The following is a 19,094-nucleotide window of genomic DNA, read 5'->3' as shown; positions in this document are numbered from 1 at the left end:
GCTGGGACCATGGAATACATCGCGGGCTTTCAGCGTCTCGTCTTTCTTGCCCTGACGGTGGCCGCATTCGTCGTCCAGCTCTGGGCATTCATCGACTGCCTCCGCTTCAAGGACGAGAACTACCGCGCCGTGGACAAGCAGAGCAAGAAGTTCTGGGTCATCCTCCTCGGCGTCGGACTCGCGCTCGCCCTCATTGCCCTGCCGCCGATGGGCATGAGCATGATCTTCCTCAACATCATCGCCCTCGTCGCCGGCATCGTCTACCTCACCGATGTGCGCCCGAAGGTCCGCGCCGTCGACCCGCGCTACCGCAACCGCTGACCGACTTGACGCCGTAACTGCATTCGCGGACCCGATCGGCATGCGCCCAGCACACGCTGACTAGACTCACCCTATGAGCACCGACCTCAACCTGCCGGGTCCCGAATCCGGCTTCATCGCCACGTTCGGAAGCGGCGAGCCGCACACCCTCTTCGGCCACGGATTCGCCGGCGCGATCCGCGATACCCGACCCTTCGGCACCGGCATCACCGGCACCCGCCACTTCCTCCACCTGCCCGGCCACGGCGGCCGCCCCTCACCCGGCCCCGGCTGGACCTACCCGCAGATCGCCGAGGTGCTCGCCGACGCCGTGAGCACCACCTCGGCGAGCCGAGCGCTCGGTGTTTCGATGTCCGCCGGAGGACTCCTCCACCTGCTGAGCATCGCCCACCCCGTGACCCGCGGCCTCGACAAGGTCGCCCTCGTTCTCCCCGCCTCCTTCACCGGATTCCCCGCCGAGGCGGCCGCCGCCAACCGCTCCTACCTGGAGAGACTGCGCCGCCTCGTCGCCGATGAGGACATCGACGGCATCGTCGAACTCATGCTCTCGCGCGAACCCGCCGAGGTGGCCCAGATGCTTCCCGCGCGAGCCTGGACGAAGGCGAAGGCCGAGAACCTCGTCCGCACGGACATGTCCGACGGACTCGGACTCGCCCTCGAAATCGCTGTCGCGGAGACCGATGAGGCAGCCGAGAACCTGCGTTCCTTCCCCGGCGACGTCCTCGTTCTCACCCACGAAGACGACCCGGCACATCCGGTCCCCATCGCCGAAGATATCCACCGTGCGATTCCGAACTCCCGCCTCGAGGTGCTCCCTGCCGGATCGATCCTGTGGCGCGGCCGTCACGACGTGCGGCGCATCCTCGGCGAGTTCTTCGGTTAGGCACCGGCTTCCATTAGGCACCGGCTTCGGTTGGTCACGTTCTTCGGTTAGGTTCTGGATTCGGTTCAGCGCTGGCTTCGGCTGGTCACCCGACCGAGGTCGTTGGCTAGACTGTCTCCGTGCGCATCTCCGTCCTCTCCCTCCACACCTCGCCCGTCGCCCAGCCTGGCCAGGGCGACGCTGGAGGAATGAACGTCTACGTCGACCAAACCGTGCGCGCGCTCGCCGCCGCCGGACACCGAGTCGACGTGTTCACCGCTGACCCCGGCGGGCTCGACGGCACGGGAGGCAGCGCAGAAGTCGCTGTCGACGGAACCGGCGCTGGTCGGGGACGCGGCGCGGGCCCTTCCGTAGGTCGGAGCGCGAGGCTGGAGATCACCGAATCCATCACCCTCCACCACCTGCCGGTCGGCGCCGCGACGAAGGACGAGCTCGCCGACGCGATCGACGAACTCGCCGACCTGCTCAATGCCCGCCCGGACTTCCGCGCCGCCGATCTCATCTGGAGCCACTATTGGATCTCCGCCGAGGCGGCCCTACGCGCCCGTGACAACGCCGTCGACAACGACGCCGAATCCGGAGACAGCGGTACCGAGTCCGGAGACTGCGGTGCCGACGCCGTTGTCGGCGTCGGGCAGGACCGTGCGGCGCAGGCTCCGATCGCGGTGAGCATGCACACGATCGGGGCCGTGAAGAACCGCGATTCCGACACCAGCCACGAACGACCCCAACGACTCGAAGCCGAAGAGCGCATCGCCGCCGAGGCCGACCTGCTCGTCGCCGCCACCCCTGCCGAACGTCGCGACCTCGTGTCGGAACTCCGCGCCGACCCCGACTCGGTCGTCGTCGCCCGACCGGGTGTCGATCACGCGCTCTACACATCGGACTCACAGTCGGACGCGCGCAAGCGTCTGGGATTCGACTCGGACGAGGCGATCGTTCTCTACGTCGGGCGGATGCAGTTCATCAAAGGCACGGATGTCGCCGTCGACGCCCTGGCCGACCTGCGGGAACGCAACCCGCACCTGGCCTCCCGGACCCGCGGTATCCTCCTCGGAGCCGCCTCGGGGGCAGGCGTCGAAGCAGGCGGGGGAGCGGTCCGACCGTTCTCGGCGTATCTGCGGGAGCTGACCGCGGCGATCGCGAGCGAACCCAGCGTCGAGGTCCGCCCGCCCGTTCCCTCCCACATCCTCGTCGACTACTACCGGGCTGCGGACGTGCTCATCGTTCCCTCCCGCAGCGAATCATTCGGACTCGTGGCCGCCGAAGCGGCCGCCTCCGGCCTTCCCGCGATCGCCTCGGCGGTGGGAGGACTTCCGGAGATCGTCGAACACGGATATTCGGGACTGCTCATCGCCGACCACAACCCCCACCACTGGGCGACGGCGATCGAAACGCTGCTCACTGACACGCAGCTGCGAGCCGAACTCGCCGGCCATGCCGTCGACCGTGCCGAACGCTTCGACTGGGGCCACACCGTCGCAGCCGTGCTCGACGCTGTGCCGGACATCTCCGGCATATCTGCGCGGCGCTCGGAAGCGCTGCGAGCGTGCTGAACGACTAGAGTCGGCAGTGAGCACGAGAGCCGAGCGAAAGGCGTGAGAGCATGAGCACCGACACCGAGGCGATCCTGTCCGGAGTGCGCACCTGGGCCGAGAACAACGACGTTCCCGTCGATTCGATCGAGGATGCGGAGATCGTCGTCACCCTTCCGGGGGAGAAGAAGCTCAAGACGAACGTGGCGATCAGCGTCTTCGCTCGCACTGCCCACCTGCAGGCCTTCGTCATCCGTCATCCCGACGAGAATTCGGCCGCATTCAATCGGTGGCTGCTGCAGAAGAACCTCAAACCCGGGCCGGTGGCGTTTGCGATCGACAGCCTCGGCGATGTCTATCTGCGTGCGAGCGTGCCCCGAGAGCATCTGCTCGATGACCTCGACGGACTTCTCGGGGCGATGCTCGCCACGGCGGACTCCTCTTTCAACGAACTCCTCCAGATCGGGTTCCTCACCGGCATGAAGAAGGAGTGGGCCTGGAGGGTCGGCCGGGGTGAGTCGACGCGCAATCTCGCGGCCTTCGAGAAGGTGCTCAGCGGGGATGACAACGAATTCCTCGGCACCTTCGGCGACGCCGATTCCGAACCTCCGGCGGTGTCGGTCGATCGTGCGAGCGAGGGCCCGCGCCCATGAGTGCGGCCGCCTCCAAGCCGGCGAGCGTCGACGAATACATCGCCTCATTCGACGACGAGCGACACCGAGCCTTCCTCACCCGGCTGCGCGATCTCAGTCGTGCCGCCGCACCGCAGGCCGAGGAGAGCCTCAAATGGGGCAGCCCCGCCTACGCCCTCGGCTCGATCCTGTTCGTGTTCGCCGGGTACAAGAAGCACGCGAATGTCGTATTCACTCCGAGTACGAAAGACTCCTTCGCCGACCGTCTGCAGGACTTCGACACCGGTAAGGGCTCGATCAAACTGCCGTATGACGGAGAGGTTCCGACCGAGCTGCTGACCGAGATGATCACCCACAGGATCCGCGAGTTCGAGGTCGACGGAGTGAAGTGGATGTGAGGGCGCGCCGGTCTCAGTCGAGCGGCAGCTTCATTCCCTCATGGCTGGCGACATAGCCGAGCCGATCATAGAAACGCTGAGCACCGGTGCGCGACTTATCGGTGGTGAGCTGAACGAGTCCGGCGCCGAAGCGGCGACCGCATTCGTGAGCCCATTCGAAGATCGCGGTGCCGAGCCCGATGCCCTGAGCCGAGGGGCTGACTCGCACCGCCTCGATCTGCAGGCGGAGCGTGCCGCGGCGAGACAGGCTGGGCAGCAGACTCAATTGCAGGGTCCCGACGACGGTCGAGCCGTCGTGAGTCTGGTCTGCTGATGGGGACTGCTCGGCTGACTCGGCCTGTTCGGCCGACTCGGCCTGTTCGGCTGACTCGGCCCGGCCTGGCGTGTCAGCCTGTCCTGCTGCTTCGGTGATGGCGACGAGGAGCTGATTGGGATCGGCGTCGATGAGCGCGAACGCACGAGAATAGGGGGCCGCATCCTCGGCGTCGGGGATGGCAGGTGCGGCGCCGGCTGCGACAGGGTCCGCACGGTCGACCACTTCGACGTCGGCCTCACGGGCGGCCCCGAGCACGTCGTCACGCAGGAGCGCAACAATGGCCGACACATCGGCCTCGGTCGCGCGGCGGATGACGAACGTCCGGCCCGCCAGGTCCAGGGTCTGAGGGGAGAACCCGTCGAAGCCTCGGCCCGATTCGGCCTGACCTGATTCGGCCTGATCCGATTCGTCCTCGCCCGGGGCTGCCTCGGTGGTCATCTGCTCGCGGTCCCAGCGGAGGTCGCTCCGGCAGCTGCCGGCTCACGGCCCGCCGCATCGACCGGCGGCTTTCCATAGGGACGACGAGCGAAGAGCGAGGCCAACAGGGCCCCGGAGACGTTGTGCCACACGCTGAAGACTGCTCCGGGCAGTGCTGCCAGCGGCGAGAAGTACGTGGTGGCCAGGGTCGATGCCAGACCGGAGTTCTGGAGTCCGACCTCGAAGGCCATCGCGCGACGGGTTGGGGTGTCGAGACGGCAGGCCGCGGCCACACCGTAGCCGACCCCGAGCCCGAGCAGATTGTGCGTGACGACGGCCAGCAGAACGAGCACACCGGCAGTGGCGATCGAACCCGCGGATCCGGCCACGACGATCGAGACGATATAGGCGATGGCGATCGAGGCCAGCCACGGCAGCACCGGCGAGATCTTGTCGACGAACTTCGACGCGAACACACGGACGAGGACGCCGACGATGACCGGCACGAGCACGGTCTGGCAGATCGAGACGAACATCGACCAGAACGGCACGTCCATATACGAACCAGCCAACCACAGAGTCAGCAGCGGGGTGAGAACCGGAGCGAGCAGCGTCGACAGGGTCGTGATCGACACCGACAGCGCCGTGTCTCCCTTGGCCAGATAGGTCACGACATTCGACGCAGTGCCGCCGGGCGCGCAGCCGACGAGGATGACGCCGACGGCGATCTCGGTCGGAAGCGAGTACACGGTCACGACGAGGAGGCCGAGCAGCGGCATCGCCACGAACTGAGTGACGACTCCGAGCACCGCGATCCACGGCCGCTTCGCGATGCGGGCGAAGTCGGGCAGCGTCAGGGTCAGGCCCATGAAGAACATGACCACGCCGAGCGCCCACGTGATCGACGGAGCCAGAGGAGTGAAGGCATCGGGCAGCAGGAACCCGAGCACTCCCGCAATGACGACGAGGACCGGCAGAGCCGTGACGGCGATGATCGAACTGCGATCGGCAGCGGGGGCGGCTGTGCCTCCGGAAGCCTGATGTGCTGGCGTATGTGACATAGGTCCAGGCTACTCCGACGATTTTGTCATTTGAGACACATGCCCACAAATTGAGACCCGATCGGCGATGAGGAGCGGCGGGGCGTCGGCGGGCCATCGCAGGAGGAGGCCAGTGGCGATGACGGGCATCGGCGGCTCCGGCTGAACGGTCGTGTCAAAATGGAGCCATGACGTATAACCTCATCCTGCTGCGCCACGGCGAAAGCGAATGGAACCAGAAGAATCTGTTCACCGGTTGGGTCGACGTGACCCTCACGGACAAAGGCCGTGCCGAAGGCAAGCGTGCCGGCGAACTGCTGCGCGAGAAAGACCTCATCCCCGATGTCGTCTACACCTCGCGGCTCAAGCGTGCGATCCTGACCGCAAACATCGCACTCGAGGCAGCGGATCTGTCCTGGCTCGACGTCCACCGCAGCTGGCGCCTCAATGAACGCCACTACGGCGCACTGCAGGGCAAGAACAAGAAGGAGATCCGCGACGAGTTCGGTGAAGAGCAGTTCATGACCTGGCGCCGCTCCTTCGACACCCCGCCTCCGGCCCTGGCCGACAGCTCGGAATTCTCGCAGGCCGGTGAAGCCCGCTACGCCAACCTCGGTGATGCGCTGCCCCGCACCGAATGCCTCGCCGACGTCATCGACCGCCTCCTGCCCTACTGGTACGACACCCTCGTGCCCGAACTCACCGTCGGCAAGACCGTGCTCGTGGCCGCCCACGGCAACTCGCTGCGCGCACTGGTCAAGCACCTCGACGGGATCTCCGATGCCGACATCACGGGGCTGAATATCCCCACCGGCATTCCGCTGCACTACGAACTCACCGAGGATTTCACCCCGGTCACTCCCGGCGGCACCTACCTCGACGCCGAGGCGGCCGCGGCAGCGATCGGCCAAGTCGCCAACCAGGGACGCTGAGCCCCGGCCCCACCGCAGACGGGGCGGGATCCGTTCGGACTCGGGCGTCGAGACAGAACTCGGACACCGAATCCCGGCCCCACTCAGGCACTGATCGTGTCGGCCTTCCCAGCGATCGCCTTCATCTCTTCGAGCAGAAAGGCGATGGCGGGGGAGGGCGACATCGATTTCCGCCAGACCAGTGAGATCCCGCGGGCAATGCTCGGATCATCGAGCGGCACCGCCACGACATCGGCAGGCAGGTGCGGCCTGCCCAATCGCGGCACGAGGGCCAACACCCCGACGGCTCGGACGAATTCGATCTGCGTGTCGTATTCGATGGCCCAATAGTCGATCTGCGGCTTGCTGCCCAGCTCCTCGAACAGCGCTGTCAGCCAGCGATGGCACACGGCATTGCGCGGAGCCGACACGAACATCTAGCCGAGCAGATCGCTGCGGGTCACCTCGGTGCAGGCGGCCAGATGATGATCCCGGTGCATGACGATATCGGCCCGATCCACGGTGATCGTCTCCGAGATCAGCGTCGCGGGCAGGTGGAGCGAGGACGAATCCCAGCCGAAGACGAGGGAGGCGTCGATCCTGCCGGCCGTGACCATTTCGATGAGCTCATCCGGCTCCTCCTCGAAGTTCGACACCGTCAGCTCCGGCGCCGAGGCGGCCAACCGCGGCAGCGCGGGTACGAGCAGTCCGCGGATCCCCGTCGAGAACCCGCCGACCGTGATCCGCCCCCGCGGCTCACCTGACTGCGCTCGGGCCGCGGTCTCCAGACTCTCCAGCTCCTCCAGCAGCCCGGACCCGCGTCGGCTGAGCTCCCGGCCCACCGGTGTCAGCGCGATGCCGCGGCCCGTCCGCTCAGTTGGTCGGCCCTCGTCGTTCCGATTCCGATGGTCGCACTGTCGATGCTCATCGACGGACCCACCGAGGTGGCCAACGCACTCACGCACCCGAGCTGCGGTGTCGTGGCCTCGGTCGTCTACACCGCCGGCTTGGCATCGCTGGTCGGCTATGTCATCTGGAACTCGCTGCTCGCTCGCTTCCCGGCTTCGCAGGTTGCGCCGTTCTCCCTGCTCGTCCCGCCGATCGGGGTGATCTCCGCCTGGATCGTGCTCGGAGACCGCCCGAGCATCGCAGAACTCATCGGCGGAGTCCTGCTGCTCCTCGGCGTCGCCGTGACCACGGGAGTGCTCAAGACCCTGGCCCGCGGTATCAAGAACGGGCCCAGACCACGCCGCAAGGTCGTCGTCAGTCAGCTGCCGAAAGAGGTCTCGGCCTCCAGATAGGCGAAGCGCCCCGACAGTGTCGGGGCGCTTCGGTGGATTCGTGCTTCGTAGAGCCCGATCCCTACTTCTTCGACAGGTAGGGTTCCCAGTTTCCGGTGAGAAGGTACTCGACCTTCTGCGACACGGACACTGCGTGATCACCGAAACGCTCGTAGTAGCGCGAGAGCAGGGTGACATCGGCGATATGACGGGGAGCCAGCGAACCGGCGGGAGCTTCGCCGAGCTTCCCGAACACGCTCAGGTGGAGTTCGTCGAGCTCCTCGTCGATGGAGTTGATCGTGGGCACATCGGACAGGCCGGGATTCGAGAGCAGGCTCTGCGTCGCCTCGGCGATCTTCTCACCGGACTCGCCCATCCGTGCGAACACCGATTCGAAGGCCTCGGGGATCGCGGACTCCGGATAGCGGATGCGCACCTGCTGTGCGATATGACGGGCGAGGTCGCCCATGCGCTCGAGGGATGCGGACATCCGCAGTGAGCCGATGACGGCGCGCAGATCTGCGGCCACCGGAGCCTGCAGGGCGAGCATCTCGGCGGCCTGCTGATCGAGGGCGAACTGCATATTGTCGATGACGGAGTCGGCCTCGATGACCTTCTCGGCCAGCTCGAGATCATTCGAATGCAGCGCCTGGTTGGCCAGGCGGATGGCGTCGAGGACCTTGGTGGACATGCCGACCAGCTGGGTGGCCAGGTCGTCCAATTCGTTTCTGAAGACTTCGCGCATGAACTGCGGTTCCTTAACTCTCGATTGTGACAATCTGGAGTGACTGTCGGCGGTGCTTGGTGTCTTGAGGAGTGCCGGCGCTTCCGGTCCGCACTCTCAGCGGGGGAAAGCGGAAGGTGGGAACGACGGGGAACGCAGGCACACAGACGTCAGCATCGCACGATCGAGTGAACTACTCCAGACGAGAAGGTGAATTCCTCGGCAAATACTGCCAGCAGAAGTGAATTCGGTGCGCCGGGACGGTAGACACCGCCTAAGCTTGAGGCTGTGGATCTCTTAGTAGTGGCGGTCCTGACCGGCGTCGTCGGCCTGGGCCTGGGTATAGCGGGAATTCTTGCGTTCCGATTCAGCGAACGCTCCCGCGATGCTGCCGATCTGCATTCCGAAGACGACCTGCCCGAAGGCATCGCCGAGGTGCTGGCCGTCCTGCCCTCGGCCGCGATCGTCATCGACGCCGGTGACGATGTCGTCAAGGCGTCCCCGGCCGCATATACGTTCGGCCTGGTCAGAGGTCATTCCCTGGCATCGCCCGAGATGCTGCGTGTCGTCGGCCGCGTTCGTGCACGCGGTCTCATCGAAGAGATCGACCTCGAGCAGACACGGGAGAACTCCGATTCCGTGCTCCGCTACCTCCACGCCCGCGTCGCTCCCTTGGGCACCTCCTTCGTCCTCGTCCTCTGTGACGATCAGACCGAATCCAAGCGCGTCGACGCCGTCCGCCGGGACTTCGTCGCCAACGTCTCCCATGAGCTCAAGACTCCGATCGGTGCGATGGCCCTGCTCGCCGAGGCGGTCACCGACTTCGCCGACGATCCGGCCGCGGTCGAACGCTTCGGCGGGCGGATGCAGCGGGAGTCGAAGCGGCTGACCCAGCTCGTGCAGGAGATCATCGACCTCTCCCGCGTCCAGGACCACGCCGCTCCCGCGACGACCGAGAACATCTCCGTCGCCGAGGTGGTCGACGATGCCGCTGACCGTGCCCGGACCGGGGCGGAAGGCAAGAACATCCATATCGAGGTCTCCCCGCCGAGCGATCTGCTCATCGAGGGCAACTACGAACTGCTCGTCAACGCGGTCCGCAACCTCATCGACAATGCTGTGAATTATTCGCCGGAGGGAACCCGCGTCGGAGTCGGGGTCGACCTCGTCGACGAGCGCATCGAGATCGCCGTGACCGATCAGGGCATCGGCATGACCGCCCAGGACACCGAGCGCGTCTTCGAACGCTTCTACCGCGTGGACCCGGCACGCTCCCGGATCACCGGCGGCACAGGGCTGGGGCTGAGCATCGTCAAGCACATCGTCGCCACCCACGGCGGAGAAGTGCGTGTGTGGAGCCGGTTGAACAAGGGATCGACGTTCACGATCGTGCTCCCGTTGGCGGGAACTGCGACCGATGCCTCCGCCACCGATTCGGCCCCGGCCGGGTCCTCATCGAACATTCCGCGGATTCGACCGGGACCGCCTCGGCGGATGACGACGGGCGCGGAACCGCCGCGTCCGGCGCGGACGACCCGGTCGGCGACAACGACGCGTCCTCCGGTGATAATGGAGGCGGCGGGGCGACCGCCGACTCACCCAAGGATCTGACCGAAGAAAGCGAACAAAGGAAGCTCACAACGTGACTCGTATTCTGCTTGTCGAGGACGAAGATTCGTTCTCGGACCCGCTGTCGTACCTGCTCGGTAAGGAAGGGTACGAGGTGACGGTCGCCGATGACGGGCTCAAGGCTCTGGCGGAGTTCGACCGCACCGGCGCCGATCTGGTCCTGCTCGACCTCATGCTGCCCGGCGCCTCCGGCACCGAGGTGTGCCGCGAGCTGCGGGCGAAGTCCAATGTGCCGATCATTATGCTCACGGCCAAGGATTCGGAGATCGACAAGGTAGTGGGGCTCGAACTCGGCGCCGATGACTATGTGACGAAGCCGTACTCCTCACGTGAGCTGCTGGCTCGCGTGCGGGCGGTGCTGCGCCGCAATGTCGAGACTGAGGAATTCGAGGACGAGTCCGTGCTCGAGGCCGGGGGAGTGCGCATCGACGTCGAGCGCCACGTCGTGTCCGTGCGTGGTGAAGAGCAGTCCATGCCGCTCAAGGAGTTCGAACTGCTCGAAATCCTCGTGCGCAACTCCGGCCGCGTGATGACCCGTGGTCAGCTCATCGACCGGATCTGGGGCGAAGACTACGTAGGCGATACGAAGACGCTCGACGTCCACGTCAAGCGACTGCGCGCGAAGATCGAGGAGGACCCCTCGGAGCCGCGTCTGCTCACCACGGTGCGGGGCCTCGGATACAAGTTCGAAGCTTGAGGGCGCGATCCGGCGAAGCCTGAGGACGCCATCCGGCGAAGCCCGGGGATTCTGATCGGCGAGGTCGGTGGATGCCGGCCAGGTTCGTGAGGCCGGGTTCGTGAGATCGGAATCGGCTGGCCGGACGTGAATGCAGAAGGAGCCGCTCACTTGAAGTGAGCGGCTCCTTCTGTGCTCTCGCGCGGGACTGGTCCCGGTGCTTGAGGAAGACGGATCAGCCGTTGGCTGTTGCGGTTCCCTCTGCTGCGCCGGCGTCCTCGGTCGGCATGTCCGACGGGGACTCGGACGGCGATTCCGAGGGCACGTACTCGTTGTAGTACGGCAGGGTATCGGTGAGGAGCTGGGTTTGGACGACCTTCTCGTCGCCGCCGTTCTTGACGGTGATGTCGACGAGGTCGCCGGGCTTCGCCTTGAGGCTGTCGACGGTGACGACTTCCTTGGACGAGGTCTCGGGGCTCTTCGGGTCCTGGACGAAGGTGTCGCCGGCCTTGATCGATTCGCTCACCGTGGTGTCGGCGACCTCGATGGACACCTTGGCGGTGGAGTCACCCTTGTTGATGAGGGTGAAGAACAGCTGCGCCGGACCGGAGCCTTCCTCGTCCGTGATGAGCATGAGCCCACGGACCTCGACGTCGCCGACGGCTCCCGAGGCTCCATCGCCGCCGTTGTAGTGGTATTCGGCGGTCTGATGGGGAGACAGCAGGCTTGCACATCCGCTGACGGGGATAACGAGAGCGAGTGCGGCAACGGCGAGAGCCGCGCGGTTGTGCCGTTTCATTATGCTCCTTGAAGTGGCAATACAAGATCAGTCTGTATACTACCCGGTTTTTGACCCGCTGTAGAACCGGGTGGTCGGAGTGGACGAGGTTCCGCGACGCTCGGGCGCGTCGCGGTTGAAGTTTCGGTGAAGAGGCGGCGAAGATCGGCCCGCATCGCGTTCGGTCGAGGTTGAATGCCGAGCCTCGTGGCAATGCGCCCTCTCCGATGTTCTCGCTGGCAGAGGCGTCAGCCGGGGTCATCACGGCGTGCGGCAGAGGCGGAGCCTAGCATGAAGATTCGCTACCCTGAACGATTTCTGTGGCGAGCCTCATGGTAAACTGGTATTCCGCGAAAGGGGTTTGAAGAGAATATGAGTTTCCAGGTCGGCGACACTGTTGTCTATCCACATCACGGTGCAGCGACAATCCAAGAAATCAAGAAACGTGCCATCAAAGGTGAGGAGAAGCTGTATCTCAAGCTCCAGGTCGCCCATGGCGATCTCGTGATCGAAGTTCCGGCAGATAACTGCGATCTGGTCGGTGTGCGAGATGTCGTCGGTGAAGAAGGCGTCGAGAAGGTCTTCAACGTCCTGCGTGCCGAATTCGTCGAAGAGCCCGCGAACTGGTCCCGTCGGTACAAGGCCAATGTCGAGAAGCTCCAGTCCGGTGACGTCATCAAGGTAGCAGAGGTCGTCCGTGACCTCTGGCGCCGAGAGCAGGACCGTGGCCTGTCGACCGGTGAGAAGCGCATGCTCTCGAAGGCTCGCCAGATCCTCGTCTCCGAACTCGCACTGGCCGAGAAGAAGGAAGAGTCCGAAGCAGAAGCTCTGCTGGACGAAGTGCTCGCATCCTGAGCACCTGTGTCATCATCCCGGCTGCAGGGTCGGGATCCCGTCTGGGTTGCAATGAGCCGAAGGCTTTCGTCCGTGTGAACGGACGGACCCTTCTGGCCCGCAGCCTCGAGACGATCATCTCCTCGGGAGTCGCCTCCGCAATCGTGGTGGCCGCTCCCGAGGATTTTCTTTTGCAGGCGCAAGAAGAAATCGCTGAAGCAGCTACGCGGATGAAATGCGAAATTTCAATTACAGCCGTAGCGGGTGGCAATGATCGCAATTCCTCGGTGCAAACTGCCTTGAAACTTAAGCGCGATGCGGAATACGTTCTCGTTCATGATGCGGCGAGGTGTCTGACCCCGTCCGATGTGTTCACTCGAGTGGTCGCCGCGCTGCATTCCGGCGCCGAGGCGGTCGTTCCGGTTCTGCCGATGGTCGATACCGTGCGGAGGGTCGTTCCGCACGCAGCCGTCGGTGCGGAACCGAACGCAGGGGCAGGCACGGGCGCGGAGGGCGCTTCCCACGGAATTGTTGGGTCGATCCACGGCGATTCTGGCGCTGAAACCACCGCGGATCGACCCAACAATCCGGATCTTGCCGTCGCTGTGGGCGCCGGCACGCGTGAAGTGGTGCGGGGCGACCTCGACAGGGCCGTGCTGCGACGGGTCCAGACGCCTCAGGGGTTCCGCGCCGAGGTGCTCCGGCGGGCCCATGACGAGTTTGCCGCCGACGGCCCAATATTTACTCATGGTGTTGGTCCGACCGGTGGGGCTGGCTCCGCAGATGGTGCAGGCCTGATCGAGGGTGCGGGCTCGACGACTGGGAGCGACCGGCAGGGCAGTGCTCTGCCGACGGACGATGCGGGGCTCGTCGAGCGCCTCGGCGTCGACGTCGTCGCCGTCGACGGTGACGACGAGGCGCTGAAGATCACCTATCCGCTCGACCTCGTCCTCGCAGAACAGCTCGCCCGAATGCGTGACGGAGCCGTCGCCCCTGGACCGGGTGCGCCGGATTCGGCGAAGGAGCCACGATGAATCAGGTCATTCCCCGCATCGGCACCGGCGTCGATGTCCATGCCTTCGCCGCCGATCCCGCACGTGAGCTGTGGGTTGCGGGACTGCTGTGGCCGGGCGAACGAGGACTCGAAGGACACTCGGACTCCGATGTGGCCGCCCACGCCTGCTGCGACGCCCTGTTCTCCGCCGCGGGACTCGGCGACCTCGGTGAGCACTTCGGCGTCGACCGTCCGGAATTCGCCGGCGCCTCCGGGTCGGTGCTGCTCGCCGAGGCGGCCCGCATCGTCCGCAAGGCAGGCTTCGAGATCGGAAACATCTCCGTTCAGGTGATCGGCAATCGACCGAAGGTCGGCGCGCGCCGTGCTGAGGCTCAACAGGCGCTGTCGGCTGCTGCCGGAGCACCGGTGACGGTCTCGGGCACCACCTCTGACGGTCTCGGCCTGACCGGTCGCGGCGAAGGAGTCGCCGCCATCGCCACCGCACTGATCCACCTGAATTGAAGTATTCGAACTATCTCAAGAGCTCTGAATCACCCGCACCTGTTCATTCGCAATGATCTGCTCGAACCGAGTCACACGAGCTGAGTGAGGAGAGCCAGCAATGAAAGTCCTCTTCCAAGGGGCCGGCGCCATCGGCATCGCAGGGGCCGCGCTCTTCACCGATGACCACGAGGTCGCCGTCGTCTCCCGCGCTGCTGGTCCTCATAGGCGGGCGTCCTTTCCGCGGCGCGTGAGCGTGTTCGACCCGACCCATTCGCGCAAGGTGGGAGTTGGAGACGGCAGCTGCAGGGAAGGGCGCGGGCGTGCCGGAGGCAGCAGCGAGGGCGAGATCGGGGGAGCTGAAGGCGGACGTGCGAGCACGGGCAATGGCTGGTCGGTGACCAGAGTGGCCGCGACTCGGCGGGTGGTGATCACAGACTGGGCCGCTGCTGCCGCGCATGGACGCTGGGACCTCATCGTACTCACGACTCGGCCGGATGATCTCGATGCAGAGGTGGTCTCGGCGATTCGGGATATCTCGCCTGCGTTCATTGCGACGACGAGCCAGGTCGAGCGAGACCTCGAGCGAGCACAAGCAGTCTTCCCTGGTAGTCGGGCAGTCATATTCGGACCCGCGTTCCTCTCCGAACGCTTGGACCCAGGCGCTCCGGCTGAGGTCGTGCACGCTGAAGGTAGCCGTGCCGGGGAGGCCGACGGAGGTGTGCTCACAACCGGCGGTCTCGACGGAGTGGTCGGCAGAAGGGCCGAACCGGGGCGAGAAGTGACGTTCTGGGCACCTGCAGGTGCGCCCCGGTTCTTCCTCGCAGGACCGTCGACCGTGGTGCGTGCGCTTGTCAGCAGGCTGGGTCGTCTCGTGCTGCCGGTGCCGATGGAGGTCGTGATTCTGCCGCCGACGGTGTTCATTCCCTTCGTCGCCGAACTCAGCGTCCGCGAGGGCAGCTGGGCCGCACTGAAATCACACCTTGACCGCCCCGCGAAGGCAGCGAGCGAAGCAGTGCGGACCCGCCTCGGGGTGCAGGTTCCCGTGTTCGGTTCCGCCGCGTACTTCGTGCTCGAAGCAGTCGAGAGGATCGTGCCGATCGACGTGACGAGCTATGCGGGCAGGCACTTCAACCGTCACGTGGGCCAGACCCGGGACATGCTCGCCGGCTGGGCGGAAACGGCAGATTCAGCCCACGCTCTGCGGGAGCTCGTTGCCGCATTGGACGCACTTGACGATTGAGGCTCGACGAGTTCAGATGCCCGCATTGGACGAAGGCTGCGACTGAGCAACCGGCCGCGAGGGAGATCGCAGCGGTCCGGTCGCGCGGGATCGCCGCGGCCCGGCGGTGGGGCACTGCCGCGGTCCGGCCGCGGGTGCCTCCGCGGTCCGGGCACGGAAGCCGACAGTCGCCTCGGTGGCGGTGAACGGCGGGCTCAGACCTTCGCGTTCGGGTGACGCTTCGTGACGATGACTCCGACGAGGTAGAGCGCGACGACGAAGATGAGCGTGCCGACGATCTGGAAGCGCACGGATTGGACGGTGAGGCCGAGTCCGATGATCACAGCGATTCCGGCGAGTGTGACATACGACAGCCAGGGGTAGCCCCACATGCGCAGCGGCAGGGACTGACCGGCCGCCTCGGCGCGACGACGCAGAACGATCTGCGATACGAGGGTCGCGACCACGTGACGATGAGCGTCGAGCCGACGATGTTGAGCAGGACCCCGAGGACCTCGGCAGCCCAGAAATAGTTGAGTGCGACGGCGACGAAGCCGAACGCCGAGGTGGCCAGCACCGCTGCCACGGGCACACCGCGGCGGTTGGTGCGGCCGAGCCCGCGCGGCAGCATGGACCGCTGCGACATCGAGAACGACATCCGGGACGCTCCGTAGATGTTCGCGTTCATCGACGACAGCAGCGCGATGACGATGACCGCGGCCAGCAGCGAGGCGATGAACGGGAGTCCGGCGGTCTCGAGAACGGCCACGAACGGGGATTCGGCCAGGCGGCCGTCCGTCCACGGCAGGACGAGGACGATGATCGCCACGGACCCGATGTAGAGGAACAGGATACGCCACACGATCGTCTTGATCGCCTGGGAGACGCTGCGTTCGGGGTTCGCGGTCTCGGCCGCGGCGACCGCCACGATCTCGATGCCGCCGAAGGCGAACGCGACGACGAGCAGGCCGGCGGCGATTCCGGAGATGCCGGTGGGCATGAACCCGTCGGCGAAGATCTGAGTGGGCGGTTCGGCCGGGGTCCACCCGAACAGGTACGCGGCACCGAGGACGACGAAGAGGACGACGAAGGCGACCTTGATGAGCGAGAACCAGAACTCGAACTCACCGAAGCTGCCCGAGGTGGTGAGGTTGATGGCTGTGAAGACGAGCATGATCGCCAAGGCGATGACCCACTGTGGGACCGCCGGAATATAGGAGGCGGCGATCTGCGCGGCGGCGGTGGCCTCGGCGGCGACGACGAGGCACAGCTGAACCCACCACAGAGCACCGACGGCGAAGGCCGCTGCCGGGCCCATGGCCTTGCCCGCATAGTGCGAGAACGCGCCCGGATTCGGATCGGCGGCGACGAGTTCGCCCAGGGCCCGCATGACGAAGATGACGATGAGGCCCGCGACGACGTAGGAGATGAGCACGGCGGGACCGGCCGCCTGCACCCCGGCGCCAGAACCGACGAAGAGACCGGCGCCGATCGCCGAACCGAGGCTCATCATCACCAGATGGCGGGGCTTCATCCCCACCTTGAGACCGTTGGACGAGGTATCAGAAGAGCCGGAGGCCGAGGCGGACGCTGACTCGGCGGGCTGCGAAGACTGTGATTCAGGCACCCGACGAGTCTATCCGTCAGTCTCGGAAAGCGCAGACGCGGGTCGCGGACCCCTGTGGGTCGCGACCCGCGTCTGCGAGTGGCACTGGTCGGTCAGAGACCGATCGTATGCCGGTCGGCGATGCGATCTGCGTGTTCGCCGGCGAGCGGTCAGAGCCGGATCAGCTGCCGATCAGTCGTCGTCCTGCGGCGGCTCAGTGGCCGCGCTTGATCCAGTCCTCGAGGGCCGGACTCTCGGCGCCGATCGACGTCGAGTCACCGTGCCCGGTGAGCACGACGGTCGCCTCGGGCAGCCGGAAGAGCACGTCCCGGATCGATTCGATGATCGTCTCGAAGCTCGAATGCGACCGCCCGTGCCCGGGCCGCCCTTGAACAGAGTGTCTCCGGAGAACAGCACGGGACCGACGGCCCGACCGGCACCGGCCGATGCCGGAGCCGGCAGACCGGTCTCGACGAAGAAGCACGTCGAACCGGGGGAGTGGCCGGGAGTGTGCAGGGCCTTGAGCCTGACTCCGCCGACGGTCCAGGTGTTGCCGTGGGCGATCTGTCCGTCGGGACGGTAGTTCTCATAGGTCATATCCCACAGCACATAGTCATCGGGATTGAGGTACACGGTCGGATTGCCCACCCGCTGTGCGAAGTCGCGGACGACTCCGACATGATCGTCATGACCGTGCGTGAGCAGAATGGCCTTGACCTCTCTGGATCCGACCGCCTCGGCGATCGCATCGACATCATGGGCCGGGTCGATGACGATGACCTCGGAATCATCACCGATGATCCACACATTGTTGTCGACGTTGTGCGTCTCCCCATCCAGGGAGAACGTACCCGACGTGACGAGATGCTCAATAGCTGTCATTACAGTTCCACCACCGATCGCAGGACTTCGCCCTTGGCCATCTTCTCGAATGCGGATTCGACATCGCCGATGCCGATGCGTTCGGACACGAACTTTTCGAGCGGGAAACGTCCCTGCTGGTAGAGGTCGACGAGCATCGGGAAGTCGCGGTCGGGCAGGCAGTCGCCGTACCACGAGGACTTGAGCTTGCCGCCGCGGCCGAACACGTCGAGCAGCGGAACCGTGAGCTCCATCTCCGGGGTCGGCACACCGACGAGGACGACGGTGCCGGCGAGGTCACGGCCGTAGAAGGCCTGCCGCCACGTGGCGGGGAGTCCGACGGCGTCGATGACGACATCGGCGCCGAAGCCTCCGGTGCGCTCCTGGATCGCGGCGACGACCTCGTCCTCGTTCATGCCCTTCGTCGACACGGTGTGCGTGGCACCGAAGTCGGTGGCCCAGGACAGCTTCTTCTCATCGATGTCGAGAGCGATGATCGTGTTCGCTCCGGCCAGAGCCGAACCGGCGATCGCCGCGCAGCCGACACCGCCGGCACCGATCACGGCCACGGACTTGCCGCGGGTGACCTCACCGGTGTTGATGGCGGCGCCGATCCCAGCCATCATTCCGCAGCCGAGCAGACCCACGACCGCCGGGTCCGACTCGGGGACCTTGGTGCACTGGCCGGCGGCGACGAGCGTCTTCTCGGCGAACGAACCGATGCCCAGAGCGGCTTCGAGCTCGGTGCCGTCGGGCAGGGTCATCTTCTGCGAAGCGTTGTGGGTGTCGAAGCAGTACCAGGGCTCGCCGCGCTTGCAGGCACGGCAGTCGCCGCAGATGGCGCGCCAATTGAGGATGACGAAATCCCCGACCGCGACCTCGGTGACCCCGTCGCCGACCTCGGAGACGACTCCGGCGGACTCGTGGCCGAGCAGGAATGGGTAGTCGTCGCTGATTCCGCCTTCGCGGTAGTGGAAGTCCGTGTGGCAGACGCCGCACGACTTCACATCGACGACGACCTCGCCCGGGCCCGGATCCGGAATGACGATGTCGGTGAGTTCGACGGGGGCTCCCTTGCTGCGGGAGATGACGCCCTTGACGGTCTGTGGCATTGCGTCTCCTAAATGTCTTCGGTGGCGGGTGTCCGCGGATACGGAACCCGAAGTGGACCTGATGCACCTCGGCAGGGGTGCTCGCACCCCCCACCCTAACCAGGCCGGACGTCCGCGACCAGTGGGTGATTCAGGAGTGAGACGATGCGTTCGACCTGGGTGGGGTGAGGGTGGAACGACGAAGGCGGCCCGATGCTTGAGTTGCATCGGGCCGCCTCGGTGAGGGAGAAACGATCCACGTCGCCGAGGCGGCGCTGCGGATCCGACTCAGCCGGACGTGATCACGGGGTGGGGTTCACCTCGCAGCGATCAGTCGGCGACGTCTTCGTCGGGGTGCTTGCGCAGGTGCAGAAGCGCCGCGATGAGGCCGCCCCAGACGGTGACCATTGCGATGACCATCATGACGATTGCTGATGTGCCCATG

The 19,094-nt window shown here is 65.7% G+C and carries 21 protein-coding genes and 2 pseudogenes; 13 read left to right on the top strand and 10 right to left on the bottom strand.

The annotated features are described in order from the left end of the window. The first annotated feature begins 9 nt into the window (after nt 1-9). The 5 genes from LJ362_RS14170 to LJ362_RS14150 all read left to right on the top strand — a co-directional run bounded on the left by LJ362_RS14170 (nt 10) and on the right by LJ362_RS14150 (nt 3,769). The gene (locus LJ362_RS14170; RefSeq protein WP_092010787.1) at nt 10-321 is read left to right on the top strand and encodes a DUF2516 family protein; all 312 of its coding nucleotides are present in this window, start codon (nt 10-12) and stop codon (nt 319-321) included. A gap of 73 nt (nt 322-394) precedes the next feature. Further along, nucleotides 395-1,204, top strand: a complete 810-nt coding sequence (locus LJ362_RS14165; RefSeq protein ID WP_264799679.1) for an alpha/beta fold hydrolase — start codon at nt 395-397, stop codon at nt 1,202-1,204. Between the two features lie 119 nt (nt 1,205-1,323). After that, on the top strand, nt 1,324-2,760 hold the full coding sequence (locus LJ362_RS14160; RefSeq protein ID WP_264799678.1) for a glycosyltransferase: 1,437 nt from the start codon (nt 1,324-1,326) through the stop codon (nt 2,758-2,760). A 50-nt stretch (nt 2,761-2,810) separates the two neighbouring features. Next, complete coding sequence (locus LJ362_RS14155) at nt 2,811-3,392, top strand: YbjN domain-containing protein (protein WP_264799677.1); 582 nt, start codon at nt 2,811-2,813, stop codon at nt 3,390-3,392. Next, the gene (locus tag LJ362_RS14150; RefSeq protein WP_264799676.1) at nt 3,389-3,769 is read left to right on the top strand and encodes an iron chaperone; all 381 of its coding nucleotides are present in this window, start codon (nt 3,389-3,391) and stop codon (nt 3,767-3,769) included. The genes LJ362_RS14155 and LJ362_RS14150 overlap by 4 nt, the downstream gene beginning before the upstream one ends. Nucleotides 3,770-3,782: 13 nt before the next feature. Here the strand turns inward: LJ362_RS14150 and LJ362_RS14145 are convergent, their stop codons facing one another. Beyond that, on the bottom strand, nt 3,783-4,523 hold the full coding sequence (locus LJ362_RS14145; RefSeq protein WP_264799675.1) for a GNAT family N-acetyltransferase: 741 nt from the start codon (nt 4,521-4,523) through the stop codon (nt 3,783-3,785). Beyond that, nucleotides 4,520-5,563: a bile acid:sodium symporter family protein gene (locus tag LJ362_RS14140; protein ID WP_264799674.1), complete on the bottom strand. Its 1,044-nt coding sequence runs from the start codon at nt 5,561-5,563 to the stop codon at nt 4,520-4,522. Before LJ362_RS14140 ends, LJ362_RS14145 begins: the two co-directional genes overlap by 4 nt. 167 nt (nt 5,564-5,730) lie before the next feature. Between LJ362_RS14140 and LJ362_RS14135 the strand changes: the two genes are divergently transcribed. Beyond that, nucleotides 5,731-6,474 (top strand): phosphoglyceromutase, encoded by a 744-nt coding sequence (locus LJ362_RS14135; protein WP_139468119.1) that lies wholly within the window; start codon nt 5,731-5,733, stop codon nt 6,472-6,474. Nucleotides 6,475-6,557: 83 nt separating this feature from the next. Here LJ362_RS14135 and LJ362_RS14130 read toward each other — a convergent pair. Then, nucleotides 6,558-7,295 (bottom strand): annotated as a pseudogene (locus LJ362_RS14130) (LysR substrate-binding domain-containing protein). On the opposite strand from LJ362_RS14130, the gene LJ362_RS14125 reads away from it, so the two are divergent. After that, entirely contained in the window at nt 7,218-7,754 is a 537-nt protein-coding gene (locus tag LJ362_RS14125) for an EamA family transporter (protein ID WP_413774256.1), read from the top strand. The pseudogene LJ362_RS14130 and the gene LJ362_RS14125 overlap by 78 nt on opposite strands. A gap of 61 nt (nt 7,755-7,815) precedes the next feature. Here LJ362_RS14125 and phoU read toward each other — a convergent pair whose 3' ends face one another. After that, nucleotides 7,816-8,478, bottom strand: a complete 663-nt coding sequence (phoU, locus tag LJ362_RS14120) for a phosphate signaling complex protein PhoU (protein ID WP_264799672.1) — start codon at nt 8,476-8,478, stop codon at nt 7,816-7,818. A 267-nt stretch (nt 8,479-8,745) separates the two neighbouring features. On the opposite strand from phoU, the gene LJ362_RS14115 reads away from it, so the two are divergent. Together LJ362_RS14115 and LJ362_RS14110 are read left to right on the top strand one after the other, a co-directional pair. Further along, the gene (locus tag LJ362_RS14115) at nt 8,746-10,068 is read left to right on the top strand and encodes a sensor histidine kinase (RefSeq protein WP_264799671.1); all 1,323 of its coding nucleotides are present in this window, start codon (nt 8,746-8,748) and stop codon (nt 10,066-10,068) included. Nucleotides 10,069-10,099: 31 nt separating this feature from the next. Next, complete coding sequence (locus tag LJ362_RS14110; protein WP_264799670.1) at nt 10,100-10,783, top strand: response regulator transcription factor; 684 nt, start codon at nt 10,100-10,102, stop codon at nt 10,781-10,783. Nucleotides 10,784-10,997: 214 nt separating this feature from the next. Here LJ362_RS14110 and LJ362_RS14105 read toward each other — a convergent pair whose 3' ends face one another. Next, the gene (locus LJ362_RS14105) at nt 10,998-11,561 is read right to left on the bottom strand and encodes a hypothetical protein (RefSeq protein WP_264799669.1); all 564 of its coding nucleotides are present in this window, start codon (nt 11,559-11,561) and stop codon (nt 10,998-11,000) included. Nucleotides 11,562-11,912: 351 nt separating this feature from the next. On the opposite strand from LJ362_RS14105, the gene LJ362_RS14100 reads away from it, so the two are divergent. The 4 genes from LJ362_RS14100 to LJ362_RS14085 all read left to right on the top strand — a co-directional run bounded on the left by LJ362_RS14100 (nt 11,913) and on the right by LJ362_RS14085 (nt 15,112). Beyond that, on the top strand, nt 11,913-12,395 hold the full coding sequence (locus LJ362_RS14100) for a CarD family transcriptional regulator (protein WP_264799668.1): 483 nt from the start codon (nt 11,913-11,915) through the stop codon (nt 12,393-12,395). Continuing rightward, nucleotides 12,389-13,408: an IspD/TarI family cytidylyltransferase gene (locus tag LJ362_RS14095; RefSeq protein WP_320109176.1), complete on the top strand. Its 1,020-nt coding sequence runs from the start codon at nt 12,389-12,391 to the stop codon at nt 13,406-13,408. Before LJ362_RS14100 ends, LJ362_RS14095 begins: the two co-directional genes overlap by 7 nt. Next, the gene (gene ispF / locus LJ362_RS14090; RefSeq protein ID WP_264799667.1) at nt 13,405-13,890 is read left to right on the top strand and encodes a 2-C-methyl-D-erythritol 2,4-cyclodiphosphate synthase; all 486 of its coding nucleotides are present in this window, start codon (nt 13,405-13,407) and stop codon (nt 13,888-13,890) included. The genes LJ362_RS14095 and ispF overlap by 4 nt, the downstream gene beginning before the upstream one ends. Before the next feature lie 100 nt (nt 13,891-13,990). Further along, on the top strand, nt 13,991-15,112 hold the full coding sequence (locus LJ362_RS14085; RefSeq protein WP_264799666.1) for a hypothetical protein: 1,122 nt from the start codon (nt 13,991-13,993) through the stop codon (nt 15,110-15,112). Nucleotides 15,113-15,306: 194 nt separating this feature from the next. On the opposite strand, the gene LJ362_RS14080 is transcribed toward LJ362_RS14085, so the two are convergent. From LJ362_RS14080 to LJ362_RS14060, 5 genes and pseudogenes are all read right to left on the bottom strand, one after another. After that, nucleotides 15,307-15,435, bottom strand: coding sequence for a hypothetical protein (locus LJ362_RS14080; protein WP_264799665.1), 129 nt, complete (start codon nt 15,433-15,435; stop codon nt 15,307-15,309). After that, on the bottom strand, nt 15,432-16,718 hold the full coding sequence (locus LJ362_RS14075) for an amino acid permease (protein WP_264799664.1): 1,287 nt from the start codon (nt 16,716-16,718) through the stop codon (nt 15,432-15,434). Before LJ362_RS14075 ends, LJ362_RS14080 begins: the two co-directional genes overlap by 4 nt. 193 nt (nt 16,719-16,911) lie before the next feature. Next, nucleotides 16,912-17,579 (bottom strand): annotated as a pseudogene (locus LJ362_RS14070) (MBL fold metallo-hydrolase). Continuing rightward, nucleotides 17,579-18,670 carry an S-(hydroxymethyl)mycothiol dehydrogenase gene (locus LJ362_RS14065; protein WP_264799663.1) on the bottom strand — a complete coding sequence of 364 codons (1,092 nt, stop codon included), beginning with the start codon at nt 18,668-18,670 and terminating at the stop codon, nt 17,579-17,581. The pseudogene LJ362_RS14070 and the gene LJ362_RS14065 overlap by 1 nt, the downstream one beginning before the upstream one ends. A gap of 309 nt (nt 18,671-18,979) precedes the next feature. Beyond that, a complete protein-coding gene (locus LJ362_RS14060; RefSeq protein WP_264799662.1) occupies nt 18,980-19,093 on the bottom strand; it encodes a methionine/alanine import family NSS transporter small subunit in 114 nt (37 codons plus the stop codon). Between the last annotated feature and the right edge of the window lies 1 nt (nt 19,094).

Source organism: Brevibacterium sp. JSBI002 (genome assembly GCF_026013965.1).
GTDB lineage: Bacteria > Actinomycetota > Actinomycetes > Actinomycetales > Brevibacteriaceae > Brevibacterium.
Note: the sequence above shows the minus strand (reverse complement) of the source record. Positions and strands in the feature narration are given on the sequence as shown.